At 61.7% G+C, this 15,654-nt stretch carries 16 protein-coding genes; 14 read left to right on the top strand and 2 right to left on the bottom strand.

Going from position 1 to position 15,654, the window contains the following annotated elements; genetic code table 11:
• Positions 1 to 25 precede the first annotated feature (25 nt).
• The 5 genes from HRF45_06980 to HRF45_06960 all read left to right on the top strand — a co-directional run bounded on the left by HRF45_06980 (position 26) and on the right by HRF45_06960 (position 3,792).
• Entirely contained in the window at positions 26 to 1,495 is a 1,470-nt protein-coding gene (locus tag HRF45_06980; GenBank protein ID MEP0766268.1) for a glutamate--tRNA ligase, read from the top strand.
• A 93-nt stretch (positions 1,496 to 1,588) separates the two neighbouring features.
• Positions 1,589 to 1,882, top strand: a complete 294-nt coding sequence (locus HRF45_06975) for a hypothetical protein (GenBank protein ID MEP0766267.1) — start codon at positions 1,589 to 1,591, stop codon at positions 1,880 to 1,882.
• Between the two features lie 63 nt (positions 1,883 to 1,945).
• The gene (locus tag HRF45_06970) at positions 1,946 to 2,257 is read left to right on the top strand and encodes a hypothetical protein (GenBank protein MEP0766266.1); all 312 of its coding nucleotides are present in this window, start codon (positions 1,946 to 1,948) and stop codon (positions 2,255 to 2,257) included.
• A 50-nt stretch (positions 2,258 to 2,307) separates the two neighbouring features.
• Complete coding sequence (locus HRF45_06965) at positions 2,308 to 2,799, top strand: TlpA family protein disulfide reductase (protein ID MEP0766265.1); 492 nt, start codon at positions 2,308 to 2,310, stop codon at positions 2,797 to 2,799.
• 93 nt (positions 2,800 to 2,892) lie between these two features.
• Positions 2,893 to 3,792, top strand: a complete 900-nt coding sequence (locus HRF45_06960) for an NAD(P)-dependent oxidoreductase (protein MEP0766264.1) — start codon at positions 2,893 to 2,895, stop codon at positions 3,790 to 3,792.
• Between the two features lie 49 nt (positions 3,793 to 3,841).
• On the opposite strand, the gene HRF45_06955 is transcribed toward HRF45_06960, so the two are convergent.
• On the bottom strand, positions 3,842 to 5,380 hold the full coding sequence (locus HRF45_06955; GenBank protein ID MEP0766263.1) for a YifB family Mg chelatase-like AAA ATPase: 1,539 nt from the start codon (positions 5,378 to 5,380) through the stop codon (positions 3,842 to 3,844).
• A gap of 81 nt (positions 5,381 to 5,461) precedes the next feature.
• Between HRF45_06955 and HRF45_06950 the strand changes: the two genes are divergently transcribed.
• From HRF45_06950 to ruvC, 5 genes are all read left to right on the top strand, one after another.
• On the top strand, positions 5,462 to 6,478 hold the full coding sequence (locus HRF45_06950; GenBank protein MEP0766262.1) for a hypothetical protein: 1,017 nt from the start codon (positions 5,462 to 5,464) through the stop codon (positions 6,476 to 6,478).
• Entirely contained in the window at positions 6,475 to 7,521 is a 1,047-nt protein-coding gene (locus tag HRF45_06945; GenBank protein MEP0766261.1) for an A/G-specific adenine glycosylase, read from the top strand. The genes HRF45_06950 and HRF45_06945 overlap by 4 nt, the downstream gene beginning before the upstream one ends.
• 362 nt (positions 7,522 to 7,883) lie before the next feature.
• Complete coding sequence (gene dnaA / locus HRF45_06940; protein ID MEP0766260.1) at positions 7,884 to 9,233, top strand: chromosomal replication initiator protein DnaA; 1,350 nt, start codon at positions 7,884 to 7,886, stop codon at positions 9,231 to 9,233.
• A gap of 304 nt (positions 9,234 to 9,537) precedes the next feature.
• Positions 9,538 to 11,289 (top strand): DNA mismatch repair endonuclease MutL, encoded by a 1,752-nt coding sequence (gene mutL / locus HRF45_06935; protein ID MEP0766259.1) that lies wholly within the window; start codon positions 9,538 to 9,540, stop codon positions 11,287 to 11,289.
• On the top strand, positions 11,286 to 11,780 hold the full coding sequence (gene ruvC, locus HRF45_06930) for a crossover junction endodeoxyribonuclease RuvC (protein ID MEP0766258.1): 495 nt from the start codon (positions 11,286 to 11,288) through the stop codon (positions 11,778 to 11,780). The genes mutL and ruvC overlap by 4 nt, the downstream gene beginning before the upstream one ends.
• Before the next feature lie 369 nt (positions 11,781 to 12,149).
• Here the strand turns inward: ruvC and HRF45_06925 are convergent, their stop codons facing one another.
• A complete protein-coding gene (locus HRF45_06925) occupies positions 12,150 to 12,530 on the bottom strand; it encodes a tetratricopeptide repeat protein (protein MEP0766257.1) in 381 nt (126 codons plus the stop codon).
• Between the two features lie 268 nt (positions 12,531 to 12,798).
• Here HRF45_06925 and flgB point away from each other — a divergent pair, with 268 nt between their 5' ends.
• The 4 genes from flgB (at position 12,799) to fliF (ending at position 15,654) form a co-directional block, all read left to right on the top strand.
• Positions 12,799 to 13,209, top strand: coding sequence for a flagellar basal body rod protein FlgB (flgB, locus tag HRF45_06920; GenBank protein ID MEP0766256.1), 411 nt, complete (start codon positions 12,799 to 12,801; stop codon positions 13,207 to 13,209).
• A 5-nt stretch (positions 13,210 to 13,214) separates the two neighbouring features.
• Positions 13,215 to 13,619 carry a flagellar basal body rod protein FlgC gene (gene flgC, locus HRF45_06915; protein MEP0766255.1) on the top strand — a complete coding sequence of 135 codons (405 nt, stop codon included), beginning with the start codon at positions 13,215 to 13,217 and terminating at the stop codon, positions 13,617 to 13,619.
• Positions 13,620 to 13,622: 3 nt separating this feature from the next.
• A complete protein-coding gene (gene fliE / locus HRF45_06910; GenBank protein ID MEP0766254.1) occupies positions 13,623 to 13,913 on the top strand; it encodes a flagellar hook-basal body complex protein FliE in 291 nt (96 codons plus the stop codon).
• A gap of 67 nt (positions 13,914 to 13,980) precedes the next feature.
• Complete coding sequence (fliF, locus tag HRF45_06905) at positions 13,981 to 15,654, top strand: flagellar M-ring protein FliF (GenBank protein ID MEP0766253.1); 1,674 nt, start codon at positions 13,981 to 13,983, stop codon at positions 15,652 to 15,654.

Genomic DNA, 15,654 nt, shown 5'->3' with positions numbered 1-15,654 from the left:
CTCGGCGCTGTGGCACAATCCCCGCATGTCCGTTCGCGTTCGCTATGCTCCCAGCCCGACTGGCTCTCCCCACGTAGGCAACATCCGCACTGCCCTCTTCGACTGGCTCCTTGCCCGTCACACCCCTGGCGGAAAGTTCATCTTGCGCATCGAGGACACGGACCGCGCCCGCGAGGCGCCGGGGGCACGCGAAGAGATCATGGAGAGCCTCCGATGGCTCGGGCTCGATTGGGATGAAGGCCCGGGGGTGGGCGGTCCGTTCGGGCCCTACCTACAGAGCGAGCGCCTGGATATCTATCGAGAGCAGATCGCCGTGCTTCTGGCGAAGGGGGCTGCCTACAAGTGCTTCTGCACGCCCGAGCGCCTTGCCGCCCTTCGCGAGGCGCAGGAGAAGAACAAGCAGCCCACCATGTACGACCGAGCCTGCCGTAAGCTCTCGGACGAAGAGGTGAGACGGCGCGAGAGCGCAGGCGAACCATACGTCATCCGACAGGCATTGCCGTCGGAGGGCAAGACGGTGGTGCAAGACTATCTGCGAGGCCCCATCGAATTCGAAAACGCCCTGTTGGACGATCCCGTCCTGATCAAGTCGGACGGCATGCCGACATACCACTTCGCCGCGATGGTGGACGACCACCTGATGGAGATCACGCACGTGATTCGCGCGGAGGAATGGATCAGCAGCTCACCCAAGCACGCCCAGCTCTATATGGCGTTCGGTTGGGAGCAGCCGATCTGGGTTCATCCCTCGATCATTCTCGGGCCGGACAAGAAGCGTCTCAGCAAGCGGCACGGTGCCACCGGAGTTCTGGATTTCCGATCGGAAGGCTACCTGCCCGACGCGCTGGTCAACTTTCTCGCGCTGTGTGGATGGGCCCCAGGCGATGACCGGGAGGTGATGACGCGTGACGAGTTGATTGAGGCCTTCTCGCTGGACGGCGTCCAGACCAGCCCCGCCATCTTCGACCACGAGAAACTCCGGTGGATGAACGGGGTGTACATCCGCCAGCTCGCTCCGGAGCGCTTCGTCGAGCTGTGCAGGCCGTACCTCGTCGAGGCGAAGCTCGTGCCCGAGGCCGCCGATGACGCGAACGTGGAATACGTGCGGAGCGTGTTGGCGCTCGAACAAGAGCGCATCCGCACGCTTCCCGAGATCACCGACGCAGTCTCGTTCTTCTTCCGCGACGACTACCCGTTTGACGAGAAGGGCGTGGAAAAGTGGTTTCGCAAGCACGACGGCCTGGCTGTATTGGCTGCGGCAGAAAGCAGGTTACGGGCGCTCGACACGTGGACGCACGACGACATGGAGGCCGCCGTTGAGAGGGCTACAGCGGACCTCGACCTGGAGAAACGCGCGCCTGTCATCCATGTTTTGCGCATCGCGCTGACGGGACGAACCGCGGGGCCGGGTTTATTCGAGCTGATGGAAGCAATGGGGAGAGATCGGGTCCTCTCGCGCATCGAGCGCGCTTCGACGGTCTTGGCCGCACCGTAGGCATAGGCCAACAACCGAACGGTGCAACGCCGTGTCCGAGTGGAAGGTAGATAATATGAGCATCCTGAGAAGTGCAGTGCCCCGAGGTGTTCTGTGCCGACAGTCGTAGCGATCATTCTAGCTATTGGAGTGATGGTTTTCCTCATCCAACTCGGAGAGGCTCTCACGAAAAGGTCCTCTGCAAAGGCGCGCGGCATATCCGACAAGGAACTGGCTGAGTTGCTCGATCAGATGGCTTCGATGCGCCGGGAGCTGACCGAACTGCGAGAGACTGCTGGCGAACACGCCCTTAGCGTAGACCGTAATCTCAGCATGCTGAGCGACAGACTCAAGCGCCTGGAGCAGATGGGTGGCGCCGAGCAACTGCAGCAGCGACTAGGGGGATAGGGGGAGACGTGTGAAACAGATGATCCGAATACTGCCTTGGACGGGGCTCGGGTAGGCGGGAGAATGAACGTCGAGATCCTGGCTATGCTGATACCGATCACGGCGCTATGCATTCCGATCGTCGCGATTCTGGCCGGCCATCAGCGCAAGATGGTCGAGATGCGAATACAGTTAGAGCGCGATCGTGTCGGCACGGGCTCCGCTGACGTGCGTAAGCTACGTGAGGAGTTTCAGACGCTTCGCGAAGGGCTCACCGCGCATGCCGTGAGCGTGGACGAGAACCTGAAGACGCTGGCCTCGCGCGTCGCCCACCTGGAGAACAAGTTGAGCGGCACAGGTGGCACTGAGGACTCTCTCGAACAGCGCCTGCGGTAATCTAGCCTTCGGCAACAGGACGAGTATCGCGTTGCCGAGGAGGGGTTATCATGGGTGCTGGGCTGGTGCAGACCGGTCATACCTTTCCAGATTTCACGCTGTCTGACCTAAACGGCGCAAGCCGGTCGACAGCCGATGCCCGGAGCAAGGGCCTGCTGCTCGTGGCGTTTTTCAAGGTCAACTGCCCCACGTGCCAGTTGACATTTCCGTACCTTCAAAAGCTAGCCGACGCATGCCCGACGCTCACCGTCTGGGGAGTGAGTCAGAACGATGCGATGGAGACCCGGGCGTTCGAGCGTGATTACGGCACGTCCTTCCCAATGCTACTGGACAAGGGTTTGGAGGTAACCGACCGTTTCGACCTCCAGTCGGTCCCGGCCATGTATCTGACGGACGAGTCCGGTGTGGTTCTGGAGTATATGGGAGCCTGGAGCAAGGATTTCGTCAATGGGATTGCCAGACGTGTGGCCGAGCGCACAGGCACCGCGCCCGAGGTGCCCGTCACCGACGCCGACCGCGTGCCTGTATTCACGCCCGGTTGAGGATCGAAGCGTGGGTCCAGGTAGGACCCTCGTCTGCCGCTTGGCAGGCCACGGAGAGTCGCAGCGTAGGGTCATGGGGAGGAGCGATTCGCTTTGAAGGTTGCACTTACCGGAGCTTCCGGCTTTCTGGGACACTATCTGACTAAGGAGTTACTGGACCGTGGGCACGAGGTTCGAGCTCTCGTGCGCGAGTCCAGCCGGCGCGAGCTGCTGAGCAAATGGGGAGTCGAGATGGTCCCCGGGGACCTGCACGACGTTGCTTCGCTCGAAGCACTCGTGGACGGGACCGAAGTCGTCCTGCACAACGCGCTCGAGTGGGTGAACTTCACCGACAGCCCACGTGAGGCGTTCGAGACCAACGTGGGCAGGAGCCTCGACTTGCTGGAGTTCGCCCGCAAACACGGCCGGCAGCAGTTCATCTTCGTCAGTTCCATAGCGGCCCTCGGTGCCGTGGCACCCGACATCCCGCTAAGCGAGATCCACCCCATCTGGCCCGACACGATCTACGGCACCTGCAAAGCGATGGTGGACGACGCGTGCACCGGCTACCACCACGTGTATGGAATGAATACCTCGTCCTGGCGCCCTGCCCTGGTGTACGGCGTGGACATGTTGGACCCGAAGCGGGCTACGTGGCGGAACCTAATTCTCTCGGTGGCGCGTGGCGAGCCGTTCTCCAGCGACGAGGGCGGTTCGGTCAACTCGATGGAGGACACTGCACACGCAATCGTTCTCGCAGTCGGTAACCCGGCAGTGGCCGGTCAGCAGTACAACGTGGTGGACTGCTACTACTATAAGCAGCAAGTGGCCCAATTTGCCAAGGAGTTGAGTGGCAGCAACGCGGTAATCGAAGATCGTATCGGCGCAGCGGAACCACGTTTTCGAGTGCTATCGGACAAGGCCCGAGCGCTCGGGGCCCGATTGAACCGTGGTCTCGATGGCGTGCGGCAGCACGTGCAGCGGGTGCTGGAACTGAGCAAGGGGGAGTGGTAGGGCAAGTGGAAGAGGTCGGACTCGTTTGACGGATCCGACATGTCTCCTCCTAAGCCCAAGCGCGTCGGTCCATCGTGCGGTACTGCACCGCCTCGGCTACGTGCGGAACGGCGATGTCTGAAGCACCGTCTAGGTCGGCTATGGTTCGCGCCAGCTTCACCAACCTGTCGAAAGCTCGCGCCGACAGGCCTAGCTTGCGGCAACTCATCTGCAGAAACTCCTTCACCGGTTCGCTGAGAGGGCAGGTCTCTCTGAGCTGGCGCGGCGAAAGATGCGCGTTGACGTAAATGCCGGTTCCCTTCAGCCTCTCGTACTGGCGCTCTCTCGCTGCGGTCACCCGGTCCCGAATCGGTGCAGAGGGTTCTCCCAGGTTCAGGCTCAGCAGGTCTTCTTGTCGAACGCGCGGCACCTCGATGTGGATGTCGATCCGGTCCATCAGCGGCCCGGAGATCCGCTGGAGATACCTCCGAATGGCGGATGGACTACAGGTGCATTGCTTCATGGCATCGCCGAAGTACCCACACGGGCACGGGTTGCCCGCGGCCACGAGCTGGAACTTTGCCGGGAAGTCTATGTGCCCGGCAACGCGAGATACCGACACGAGCCCGTCCTCCAGCGGCTGGCGCAACGCCTCAAGCACATCCCTGTCGTACTCCGGCATCTCGTCCAGAAACAAGACGCCGTTGTGTGCGAGGCTGATCTCGCCGGGGCGAGGGAACTTCCCTCCTCCCACAATGGCGGCATAGGACGAAGTGTGGTGCGGCGCGCGAAAGGGACGCAGCGCGAGCAGACCTTGGTGTGGCCCCATAAGGCCCTTTGCGCTATGAATGCGAGTGGTCTCGATGGACTCGGAGAGGGTGAGCGGCGGCAGAATAGTAGGCAGGCGCCGAGCCAGCATCGTCTTGCCCGAGCCGGGCGGCCCTATCATGATCATGTTATGGCCGCCCGCTGCCGCAACCTCCATGGCGCGACGCGCAGTCTCCTGGCCCTTCACGTCGCGCATGTCCTCTTCGCACTCGTTCAGTGCCGAGCCGAACTCCGTCGGCTGCACTGGTTGCGGCTTTGCGGAGACGGGGTCCACCAAGATGTCTATGGCTTCGAGCAGCGACCCCGCACCGTAGACCGGAAGGTCCCCGAACACCGCCGCCTCACGGGCGTTGTCTACAGGTAAGAGCAGGGCTTCCATCTCGGGATCGGCCTGCGCGAAGATCGCCGCGGAGAGTGCCCCTGCAATCGGTCGCGTTGCACCATCGAGGCCGAGTTCTCCCAGGATCAGTGTCTTCGAGAGACACTCTGGCGAGAGCTGCCCCGTTGCTGCGAGGATGCCGAGCGCGATGGGAAGATCGAAGTTCGGTCCTTCTTTGCGCACGTCGGCGGGCGCGAGGTTGACGGTGATGCGCGTGTTAGGGAAGGAAAGCCCGGAGTTCTTGATGGCCGTGCGAACGCGCTCCTTGCTCTCGTTGACTGCAGTGTCGGGCAGCCCGACGATGATGAAGTTCGCGAGGCCAGGGTGCACGTCCACCTCGACGGTGACGCCGTATGCGTCGATCCCGACGAGCGCACTAGAAGTCACGCGGCCTAGAGACATTCGATGATGAACCTCGCGCCGATTGTAGCACCAGCCTCTCAGTCGTGCGACGGCAGGCATTGCGGTATTCTGCTCAGCATCATGAGCATGCGACCCCGCGTTCTTCTACCCTTCCTCCTCCTGCTCAGTTCGTATCTGAGCTGCGTCTCGAAGACGCTTCCGGTCGAGCCGGACCGGCGAGCCGACAAGGCATCGTTGGTGCTGATGGCACTGAACGCCGAGTGGCTGTGGGACGGATTGCCGCCTGAAGAGGGCCGAGTCGAGTTCGGCGACCGCCGCGGCTCACCGCATAAATCGGCGGAACATATGAAGGCGATTGCAGCCATCATCGCCAAGGCCGACGCGGACATCGTGCTGCTCTGCGAAGTGGAAAACCTAAAGGCGCTCGAGATGCTGAACGACCGCTACCTGCAAGGAAAGGGCTACCGGGCGTTCCTGGTTGACGGCAAGGACACGCATACGGGGCAGGACGTGGGGCTGCTAACGAGACTCGACCCGATTGGCGACCGCATCTCGCGCGACGACCGGAAAGGCAGAAGCGGAGCCACGAGCAAGGGGGTGAGCAAGAATCTGATCGCGCGATTCGAATCGCAGGGGTCGAAAATCGCAGTGATCGGCGTCCACTTCTTGGCCGAGCCGATGAACAGGGAACGCAAAGCGGAACGAGAGGCGCAAGCGGACGCAGTTCGGGGGATTGCGCGCGACCTGTGGAAAGATGGGTATCAGGTTATCGTCATGGGCGATCTGAACGATTTCGACGGCGCCGAGGATAGCCTGGACAAGCGTGGTAGCAGGCCGATCACGAATGTGTTGAAGACAATCCGGGACCTCGACCCCGACGACTCGACGGACGACCTTCTGAATGCGTCAGCCCATCTACCCCAGGAACTGCGCTACACCTGCTTCTTCGACCGCAACAAGGACGGCGAGATTGACGCCGACACGGAGTTCGACGCGATCGATCATATTCTGCTGTCCCGGCCGCTCTACCATCGTATCCGAGACGTTCGCATCTTCCACGACCATGACCCGACGAAGGTCACCGATCACTTCCCCATCGTCGTGAAACTCGCATGGCCGGCTGCCGCCAACCGGTGAACGACCGGGACCTTGCCGCTCTGCGCAGACGGCTGCTAGGCTGGTACGAGCGTGAAAAGCGTGATCTCGCGTGGAGGAAATCCGACGACCTGTACCCCGTCTTGGTCTCCGAAGTGATGCTGCAGCAGACTCGTGTAGGCACGGTGGGCCCCTACTTCGAGCGTTTCATGGAACGCTTCCCCGACCTGCGTTCGCTCGCTGCGGCGTCGGAACAAGAGGTCCTGGCTGTATGGCAAGGCCTCGGCTACTACCGTCGAGCGGTCAACCTTCGGCTAGCGGCACAGCGTCTGGTGGCAGGACCTGTGCCGCACGACGTGGCGGGGTTTCGGGACATGCCAGGGATCGGCGAGTACAGCGCTGCAGCCTTGGCAAGTCGGGTGTACGGGGTACCGGTCGCCGCAGTGGACGGGAATGTCGAGCGTGTCGTCGCACGGCTATTTGGCATCGAAGGGAAGCTAGACGCCGCACCGGGTAGGGCCGCCATCCGTGAGGGTGCACGGGAATTGCTGGATCGAGAGAGGTCGGGAGACTGGAATCAAGCGATGATGGAGTTGGGGGCACGTGTGTGTGTCGCCGGCGAGCCGAGATGTGCCGAGTGCCCGGTCAGCGTGTACTGCCGTGCACACGCAGAAGGCCTCACCGACCGGATCCCCGCGAGGCCGGAATCGCGTGCGCCGGTGCGATTGTCTCATGCGTGCGCAGTACTAACCGACGGCAGGCGAGCCAAGCTGGTGCAGATTGGGCCGGACCGATGGTGGAGCGGGCTTTGGGAGTTCCCGAGAACCGACGTGTCGCGCGGTGAGAGCACTTCGGCTGCTGCTCGTCGGGCGGCGTTGGGTTCTGGGGTGTCGGCAGATGATGGCGTGCCGCTGCCAACAGTGACACACACCGTCACACACCATCGAATCAGCCTGCATCCTGTTCTGTTCCGAGTGGCACTCGGTCCGAGATCGTGGACGCGTCTCGATCTGTTAGGTAACACCCCGATGCCCGCGCCTCAGAGGGTGGTAGCAGATCACCTGCTAGCCGCTCTCTCCGAGTGATGACGGACATCGGCTTCTTGGGCTTTTTTTACGACGATTCCGGGCCTTTGCTTCGCGGCAGAAGGAACTTCGCGAAAACGAAAGCTTCCGGCACATTTACCGGCCTGATCGCCTCCAGATTCCGCTCAGTGGTCGGCACCGGGTTTGTGCGATTTGACGACAACTCGGGGAGGTGATAGAATTATGGGCGACGGGCGAATCCAAGCCCGAAAGCTCAAACCCCCGGCGGCGATTCCCGTGGCAAGGGCATGGAGTCACTGCGTCCCACAAGGCGCATTACGTAATATAACTTGTTTGAATTACTAGCAGGGAGGCATACTATCGCAAGCACGCAGCTCACGCTAGGAGAGCCCGAGCAAGTCGTGATTCTGAAGGGCGCATGGGAAGCCACTCTCGTCGAACTGAAGGAGTTGGTTAATCCTGCGACCTATGACCGTTGGATAAGCACGCTGACGCCCGTCGGTCGAACCGGTTCCGTGATCAGCCTGGCAACGAACGGGGAGTTCGCCAGGCAGTGGATCACCCGCAAGTTCACGGAGATGCTCGCAGCAAGTCTATCTTCAGCGCTCGGCGAGCCCGTGACGGTGCAGATCGTTCTCGATGAAAACGCCAAGACGGAGCAGGCTCCGCCACCATCGGTTGCCAAGAAGAAGCCCAGCGGCTCCGAGCCGGCTATTCGAAGACCGGGGTTCATCAGCAAGTACACTTTCGATCGGTTTGTCGAAGGCAACAGCAACCGGCTGGCACTGGCAGGGGCACAAGCTGTCGCAGCCCAACCGGGGAAAAAGTTCAACCCGCTCTTCATCTATGGAGGTCCTGGGCTTGGCAAGACCCACCTGTTGCACGCCATCGGGCAACAGGTGCTTGCACGCGACGCCCGTTCCCGAATCGTGTATCTCACCGGTCAGGTGTTCGCGGAGGAGTTCATTCACTCGGTCAAGACCGGCCGGGTCGGCGAGTTCCGAAGCATGCAGCGTAGTGTAGACATTTGGCTGGTGGACGACGTACAGCTCATCGCCGGCAAGGACCGCACGCAAGAGGAGCTGTTCCACACGTTCAACTTTCTGTATGAAGGCGGGAGACAGATCGTGATCTGCAGCGATCGGCCGCCGCGCGAGCTGTATCTGATGGAGGAGCGCTTGCGGTCGCGCTTCGAGTCTGGGCTTGTTGCCGACATCAGCCCTCCTGACTTCGAGACCCGCGCCGCCATTCTCATAAAGAAGGCGGAGGAAGAAGGCGTGGAGCTGCCCATGGACGTGGTGGACCTAATGGCCGACCGTATCCAATCCAACATCCGGAAGCTAGAGGGCAGCCTGTGCAGGCTTTTAGCAGAGGCGTCGCTGGCCGGTCGTCCTCCAACGGTCGAGATGGCTGAGGAAGTGCTCCGCAGCTTCTTCGAGGACACCAATGCCGGCAAGCCTTCGCCCGAGGCGCTCATCGAGGCTTCCGCCGACTACCACGGTGTCACTATGGAAGAGGTGATGGGCAAAGGTCGGAGGCAGGCCATCACGAGGGCGCGGCAGGTGGCCATGTACCTATGCCGTGAGGTCTGGAGCCTGCCCTGGAAGCAGATTGGCACCCTATTCAGGAAGGATCACTCATCGGCGATCTACGCGCACAAGTCCATCGGCGAGGAGCTGGTACGCAGGCCGGACCAGCAGCGCGTGCTGGATGAGATCGTGGAGGCCGCAAGGTCCAAGCGTCAGCACTGATCTCGGACATGGGTCGCAGGTCCCCAAAGAGGAACCGGATGAGCGGGGATACCCATCCGGCTTCCTTTGGCCCACCCACGCGCACTGGATCTGCTTCAAGTCTCAAGCCGGCCTGTACATCAGGGTGAGCCGATGAGCGACCTGTACTTCTATGGTCGGCGGCCCTCAGAATCCGCTTTAGGGTTTGGGGCGAGAATCACGCCTCTCAACTTCGAAACCCAGTAACTTCCCCGGTAATGCGCGACTCTTCACAAGCCAATCAAGTCTACTCTACGAGGACGTGCCGGGCGGTACACTCCGGGTCGTGTCCAGGAGAGTCCGACTGCTCGATCCCAACGTCGTCAACCGCATCGCCGCCGGCGAAGTGGTGGAGCGTCCGGCTTCCGTCGTCAAGGAGCTGATCGAGAACAGCCTCGATGCAGGAGCGACGCTGGTGCAGGTGGATGTCGAGGACTGCGGCAAACGCCTGATCCGGGTGACCGATGATGGTTGCGGCATGGACGAGCAGGATGCGCTGATGGCTTTGGAGCGCCACGCGACCAGCAAGATCGAGGATGCCGAGGACCTGCTTTCCATCTCGACCCTGGGATTCCGAGGGGAGGCGTTGCCGAGCATCGCATCGGTCTCGCGTATGACACTCACCACCCGCACTCGGACAGCGGAAGGCGGGGTACAGGTCCACATCGAAGGCGGGCGGCGCAGCCCGATCAAGCATGTAGCAACGCCGGTGGGTACCATGGTCTTGGTCGAGGACCTCTTTTTCAACACACCCGCCCGCCTGAAGTTCCTGAAGTCCGACGCCACCGAACTCGCGCAGATCGTAGATCTGATAGCTCGATACGCGATCATCTATCCCGCGGTCGGCTTCTTCCTTCGTCACGACGGGCAGGATCTACTGCGCAGCCCCGGCGGGACGGGGTTGCTGAAAGGCATCGCTGCGGTGTGGGGGAGGGAAACAGCAGAAAAGCTCGTGCCTGTGGACTACGAGCGCCATGACATCCGAGTATCGGGCTACGTGTCGCCACCACACCTTACTCGCCACTCGCGGGCGTACCAGCACTTCTTCGTCAACCACCGGCCCGTTCGATCGAAGACGATGTCTGCTGCGCTCGCCGAGGCGTTCCGCTCACTCACGCCTGAGCGCAGGTTCCCGATGGCCGTCCTGGGGCTCGAGATGGACCCAGCCAGGGTGGATTGCAACGTTCATCCGAGTAAGAGCGAGGTGAAGTTCCAGCGCGAGGGAGACGTGTTCGAGGCGGTGCGGGGTTCCATTCGATCCGCGCTGCTGCACGAAGGGATGATGCCGGAAGCACTCAGCTCGCACCCCGTCCCTACGAGACCGGGTGCGTATCGCCCATCTCGGACCATGGTTGCAGCTGCTGTCCATGCCTTCGAGCCGGCGACGGCTTCTGCCGGAGAACAGCCCGCACTCATTGAGCAGCCGGAGCAGAGACCACGATTTCCTTTCTCCTATCTGCTGGAATCGCTGCGGGTGATTGGCCAGGCCATGAGCACCTTTATCATCGCGGAGACGGCGACCGGCCTAGCCATCATAGACCAGCACGTAGCACACGAGAGGATTATCTTCGAGCGGTTGTGCGGCATCAAGGGAAACCAGCCGGTCGAGAGGCAATCGCTTCTCAGCCCGGAGACCGTAATGCTCGACCGACGACTGGCCGTGCGGTTGGAGGAAGCGATCGACGACCTTCGTTCTGTCGGGTACGACATCGAACCCTTTGGCGGCCAGTCCTTCTTACTCAGGGCGGTACCGGCGGTGCTCTCGGGTAAGGACTATCGCGGGGTGTTGCAGGACATCCTGGACGAGATTGCAGACGACTCGGGAGGACGAGGCGGGTACGCTCCCCGCGAACGCGTGTGGATCGCGACCGCCTGTCGCATGGCGGTCAAGGCTGGGGACCCCCTTTCCCATGCCGAAATGCTGAAGTTGATCCACGACCTGGCCGACACCGAGAACCCGTACCTATGCCCGCATGGACGACCCATCGTGGTCACCATCGGTCATGACGAGCTGCTGCGCAAGTTCAAACGGATATGACCGTATTGGGGCTCGACCCGGGCTTGACGACGACGGGCTACGGCGTGGTGACACGCGAGGCCGGGAGGATGCACGCACTTGCGTACGGTGCCATCAGGACCCCTACAACGGAGGACACGCCTGCTCGTCTAGTTCGGCTTAGGGTAGAGGTCCAGGAGCTGCTTCGGGAGCACGAGCCGGATGCGGTAGCACTGGAGCGCCTACTGTTCTCGACGAATCGAAAGACGGTGATGGATGTTGCTCGGGCATCGGGAGTGATACTGCTGGCTATCGGCGAGGCTGGGCTGCGCTGCGCCGAGTACTCGCCGCCCGAGGTGAAATTGGCCGTTACCGGAGTGGGCCAAGCCGGGAAGCAGCAGGTGCGTTATATGGTCACGCAGATTCTCGGGCTTCAGACTCCGCCGAGTCCCTTTGATGCTGCGGACGCGCTGGCTCTCGCCGTGTGCCACCACCAGTCGGTGGCCGCTCGCCACCTGCGGGCGGAGATCTGACTTCTTCTTCTGCAGCGAACGAGTCCTGGCACGCAATCGGCGCACTTTGCGATACAATGTGTGCAAGTAAAGATACCGGAAACGTGATGGCTTGCCGCCCCCGAGGTGCCATTGGACACCGGCAACGTGGTGCGGCTCACGGTTTTCACCTCCGGTTCGAGAGGTTGGATCCCACGATTTGGTGACCGATCCCCTGGAAGAGCGCAGTTGCATGCAATTGGCGGGCTGCAGCCCGCCTCTTTTTGCGTCTCGGAGGAGCCTTAGGTGTGAGAGGCGAGCCGCTCGGAGCATTAGAAAGGCGCCCCGACGAGCGGGGCGCCTGCCCACACACCGAGACGGTCTGAACTTACGTCTCAGCGTGAAGCCGTCTTAGCCTGTCGGATGGGAATCCGAGCAGAGCCGATTCAGTAGGTCCTTCGCGGTCAGGTGGTTGGGGTCCAACTCCAGGCATCGCTGGAGATGGTCGCAGCCTTCCTCACTCTGACCCGCACTGACCAGCATTGCACCCAGGTTATAGCGATACACTGGGTTGTCGGGGGCGAGAGAGACGGCTAGTTCGAACTGGTTCAGAGCATCGTCCTCTCTTCCTAGTCTCTGATAAGCGATACCGAGTTTGTCATGCGCCCATGCGTCGTTGGGGTCATGGGCGACGGCCCGCTCCAGGGTCCGAGCGGCATCCGCGTATCTGTGCTCCTTCAGAGCCAGGCGGGCGGCCTCATGTAGTGTAACACTGGTTGCATCCGGTGTCATATGTTTGTACACCCGAGGTCGGTGGTCGAAACCTTCTCCCGATTACTCTATCAGAGTTTTCGGCGCATTGCAAGTCTACTTGCCTCTAAGAGCCGAGGAAGTCCATGGCTCGCCGCATCGGCGCAAATACCGGAATGGGACCGGGTTAACATACGAGCCTATCTCGCCGATATGGCGTTTGGCGGGTGGATTCCCGCACCGGCGCAACGGACTGTGTGTCGGGAAATCGGCTAGGACGCCCCATGGGGATTACTGGGAGCGACCTGATATGCTGGAGTCCCTGTTCGCCCCTACGTTGGGCGAGCTCGAACGTGCGCTAGGCTACGAGTCCACGCGGCAACGCGTAATCGCTCACAACATCGCCAACGTCAACACTCCTGGCTACAAGGCCAAGAGTATCTTCCGATTGGCGCTGTCCCAAGCCCAGTCACGGCAAAATGACACGCATTTGCCAAACGTGCCTTCACCAAACGTCACAGCGCCCGAGGACGAGCGTGGCATCCCCTACGAGATCGTGACCTCCGAGGAGCCGTCGATTCGGCCTGACGGCAACAACGTCAACCTGGAATCCCAGATGGTCGAGCTCGCCGATGCCGAGCTGCGCTACCGTGCGCTCACTCAGATGGCTTCTCGCTATTTCCAGGGTCTTCGCCGCGTCATCGGCGGCAGTGGGAGGTGATCATCATGAGCCTGCTATCGAGCAGTATGGCAATCAGTGCTTCCGGCCTGCACGCTGAGCGATTCCGTATGGACGTAATCGCTCACAACCTCGCGAACAGCAGCACAACGCGCACCGAGGACGGGTTGCCGTTCAAGCGGCGCATCGTCCGCTTCGCAGAGGTGATGGACGAGAACCTGCGAGGCGTGCAGGTGGACCGCGTGGAGGAGGATCCGTCCGAGGGGCCTCGGGTGTTTGACCCAGGGGCTCCGGGCGCCGACGCTGAGGGCATGGTGGAAGGCGCCAATGTCAACCCGGTGATGGAGATGGTAGACCTGCTATCCGCCACGCGTGCCTACGAAGCCAACATCACGGCGTTTAACGCCGCCAAGGGCATGATGCTGAACGCCCTGACCATAGGTGCGACCTAACGCATGAGAATCGAAGACCTGACCCGATCGAGCCTTCAGCCGGCGCCCCTTCGCACCGGAAATGAGCCGGCGGGGACGGACTTCGGCAAGCTGCTCATGGACGCCTTGAAAGAGGTCAATGAGACCCAACTCGAGGCGGGTGAGCTGAGAACCAAGTTCGCGGACGGCGAGCCGGTGGAGCTGCATGACGTGATGATCGCCCTGGAGAAGGCCGGCGTCGCGATTCAGCTCGCGGTGGAAGTCCGCAACAAGCTGCTCGAAGCTTACCAGGAAATCAGTCGCATACCGGTCTAGTACGAAAACCCTCTCCCTTGGAAAGGGAGAGAGGTAGGAGACCGGGTGAGACGAGGGCAGTTTGGATATGCAAGGACTGATCCTGAAGATCAGAGCGTGGTGGAATATCGCCGACAAGACGGCCCGGACCGTCACGATTGTCGGTGTCGCGTTTCTGTTGGTCACGATGGCCGTCACCTTCTACTTGGCCTCCAAGCCGGACTTTGTGGTGCTATACGCCGATCTCACACCCGCCGACAGCGGGAAGGTGATCAACAAGTTGAAGGACCTGAAGGTGCCGTTCCGTATCGGGGCCGACGGGGCGACCATCGAGGTGCCGAAGCGCCAGCGTGATGAAGTCCGCATGAAGTTGGCGGCGGACGGTCTTCCGGTACAGGCTGCCGGGCTCGGCAAGGGCTGGCTGGACAAGTCTAGCATCGGTCAGACCCAAGAGCATGAGCGCGTCGTGATGCGCGTGATGCTGGAGGAGGAGCTTCAGAAGACCATCGAGTCGCTGAAACCCGTTCAGGCGGCAAAAGTGCACCTAACGGAGGGCCAATCCGGACCCTTTGCTGACCAACAGACAGCGCCCACTGCAAACGTGGTGGTGCACCTTGGCGCAGGGGAGAAGTTGGCTCCCGAGCAGGTAGCAGGGATTGTTCACGTGGTCACCGGAAGCGTTAGCGGCATGACCCCGCGCAACGTCTCGGTTGTGGATGGCGAGGGCCGAGTGCTGCACGACGGAGCGACGCAGGGACCGGGCGGCACGGGCATCTACGACGTTAAGCGACAGCAGGAAACTGCGTACGCCGCGGCCTTGCGGAGCGAGATCGAGCGCCACTTAGAGCACGTTCTGGGACCCGGGAAGGCGATCGCAGGCGTGCAGTGTGTGATGAACTTCGACACGGAGCAGTCGGAGCGCACCATCAACACGCCTTCTGCCGGCTCGGTGGCTCCGGCCGGCACGCCGACTCTACCGAAGTCCTCTCCGAACGTCATTTCTGAGACGACTACGACGGAAACGTATTCGAGCGGCGGAACAGGTGCGAGGGGAGCCGTTGGCACGGCGTCCAATGTGGCCGGGGCGACAGGGGGTGCAGCCGCCACGTCGGGTGCGGCAGGGCGCGGCTACTCGTCGGAGCGCAGGCAAAGCGAGTACGCGTTCGACCAGGAGCACAGAAGTACTACGAGAGCTCCTGGGCGCATCGAGAAGCTTAGCGTATCCGTCATGGTGGATGAGAGCGTGAAACCGGAGCAGGTGACTGCGGTGACACAGTACCTGAACGGCTTGCTCGGCATCTCGGACGCGGCGACACCACCTCCGGGTTATTCGGTGAGCGTCAACCCCATCGCCTTCGACAAGACCGCGAAGGAAGCGGCGATGAAGGCGGGGCAAGCGAACGCCTCCGCGGCGCGGATAGAGCGCTACCTGTCGCTGCTTCCCTCCATCGCACTCATCCTTGCAGCGATACTGGTGATGAAGGCGCTCGGGAAGCAGTCCATCCGTCTCGAGGTTCCGCAGTTGAGCCCGGCAGCCGCAGGGGCGGGAAGCGCCCCCCCGAGCCTCGGCGAGCCCACCCCAGGCACGATGCCGAGGTTGCAGGAAGACACGCCGCCTCAGCAAGTGGAGACCAAGATCGAGGTTACGCCCATCCCGACCCGATTCAATGTGCCATTCGAGCAGATCGCTCGCATGGTAAACGACAATCCGCGCACGGTGGCGATGCTGGTTAAGAGCTGGCTGATGGAGGACAAGCGATAA

Source organism: Fimbriimonadia bacterium (genome assembly GCA_039961735.1).
Lineage (GTDB): Bacteria > Armatimonadota > Fimbriimonadia > Fimbriimonadales > JABRVX01 > JABRVX01.
Note: the sequence above shows the minus strand (reverse complement) of the source record. Positions and strands in the feature narration are given on the sequence as shown.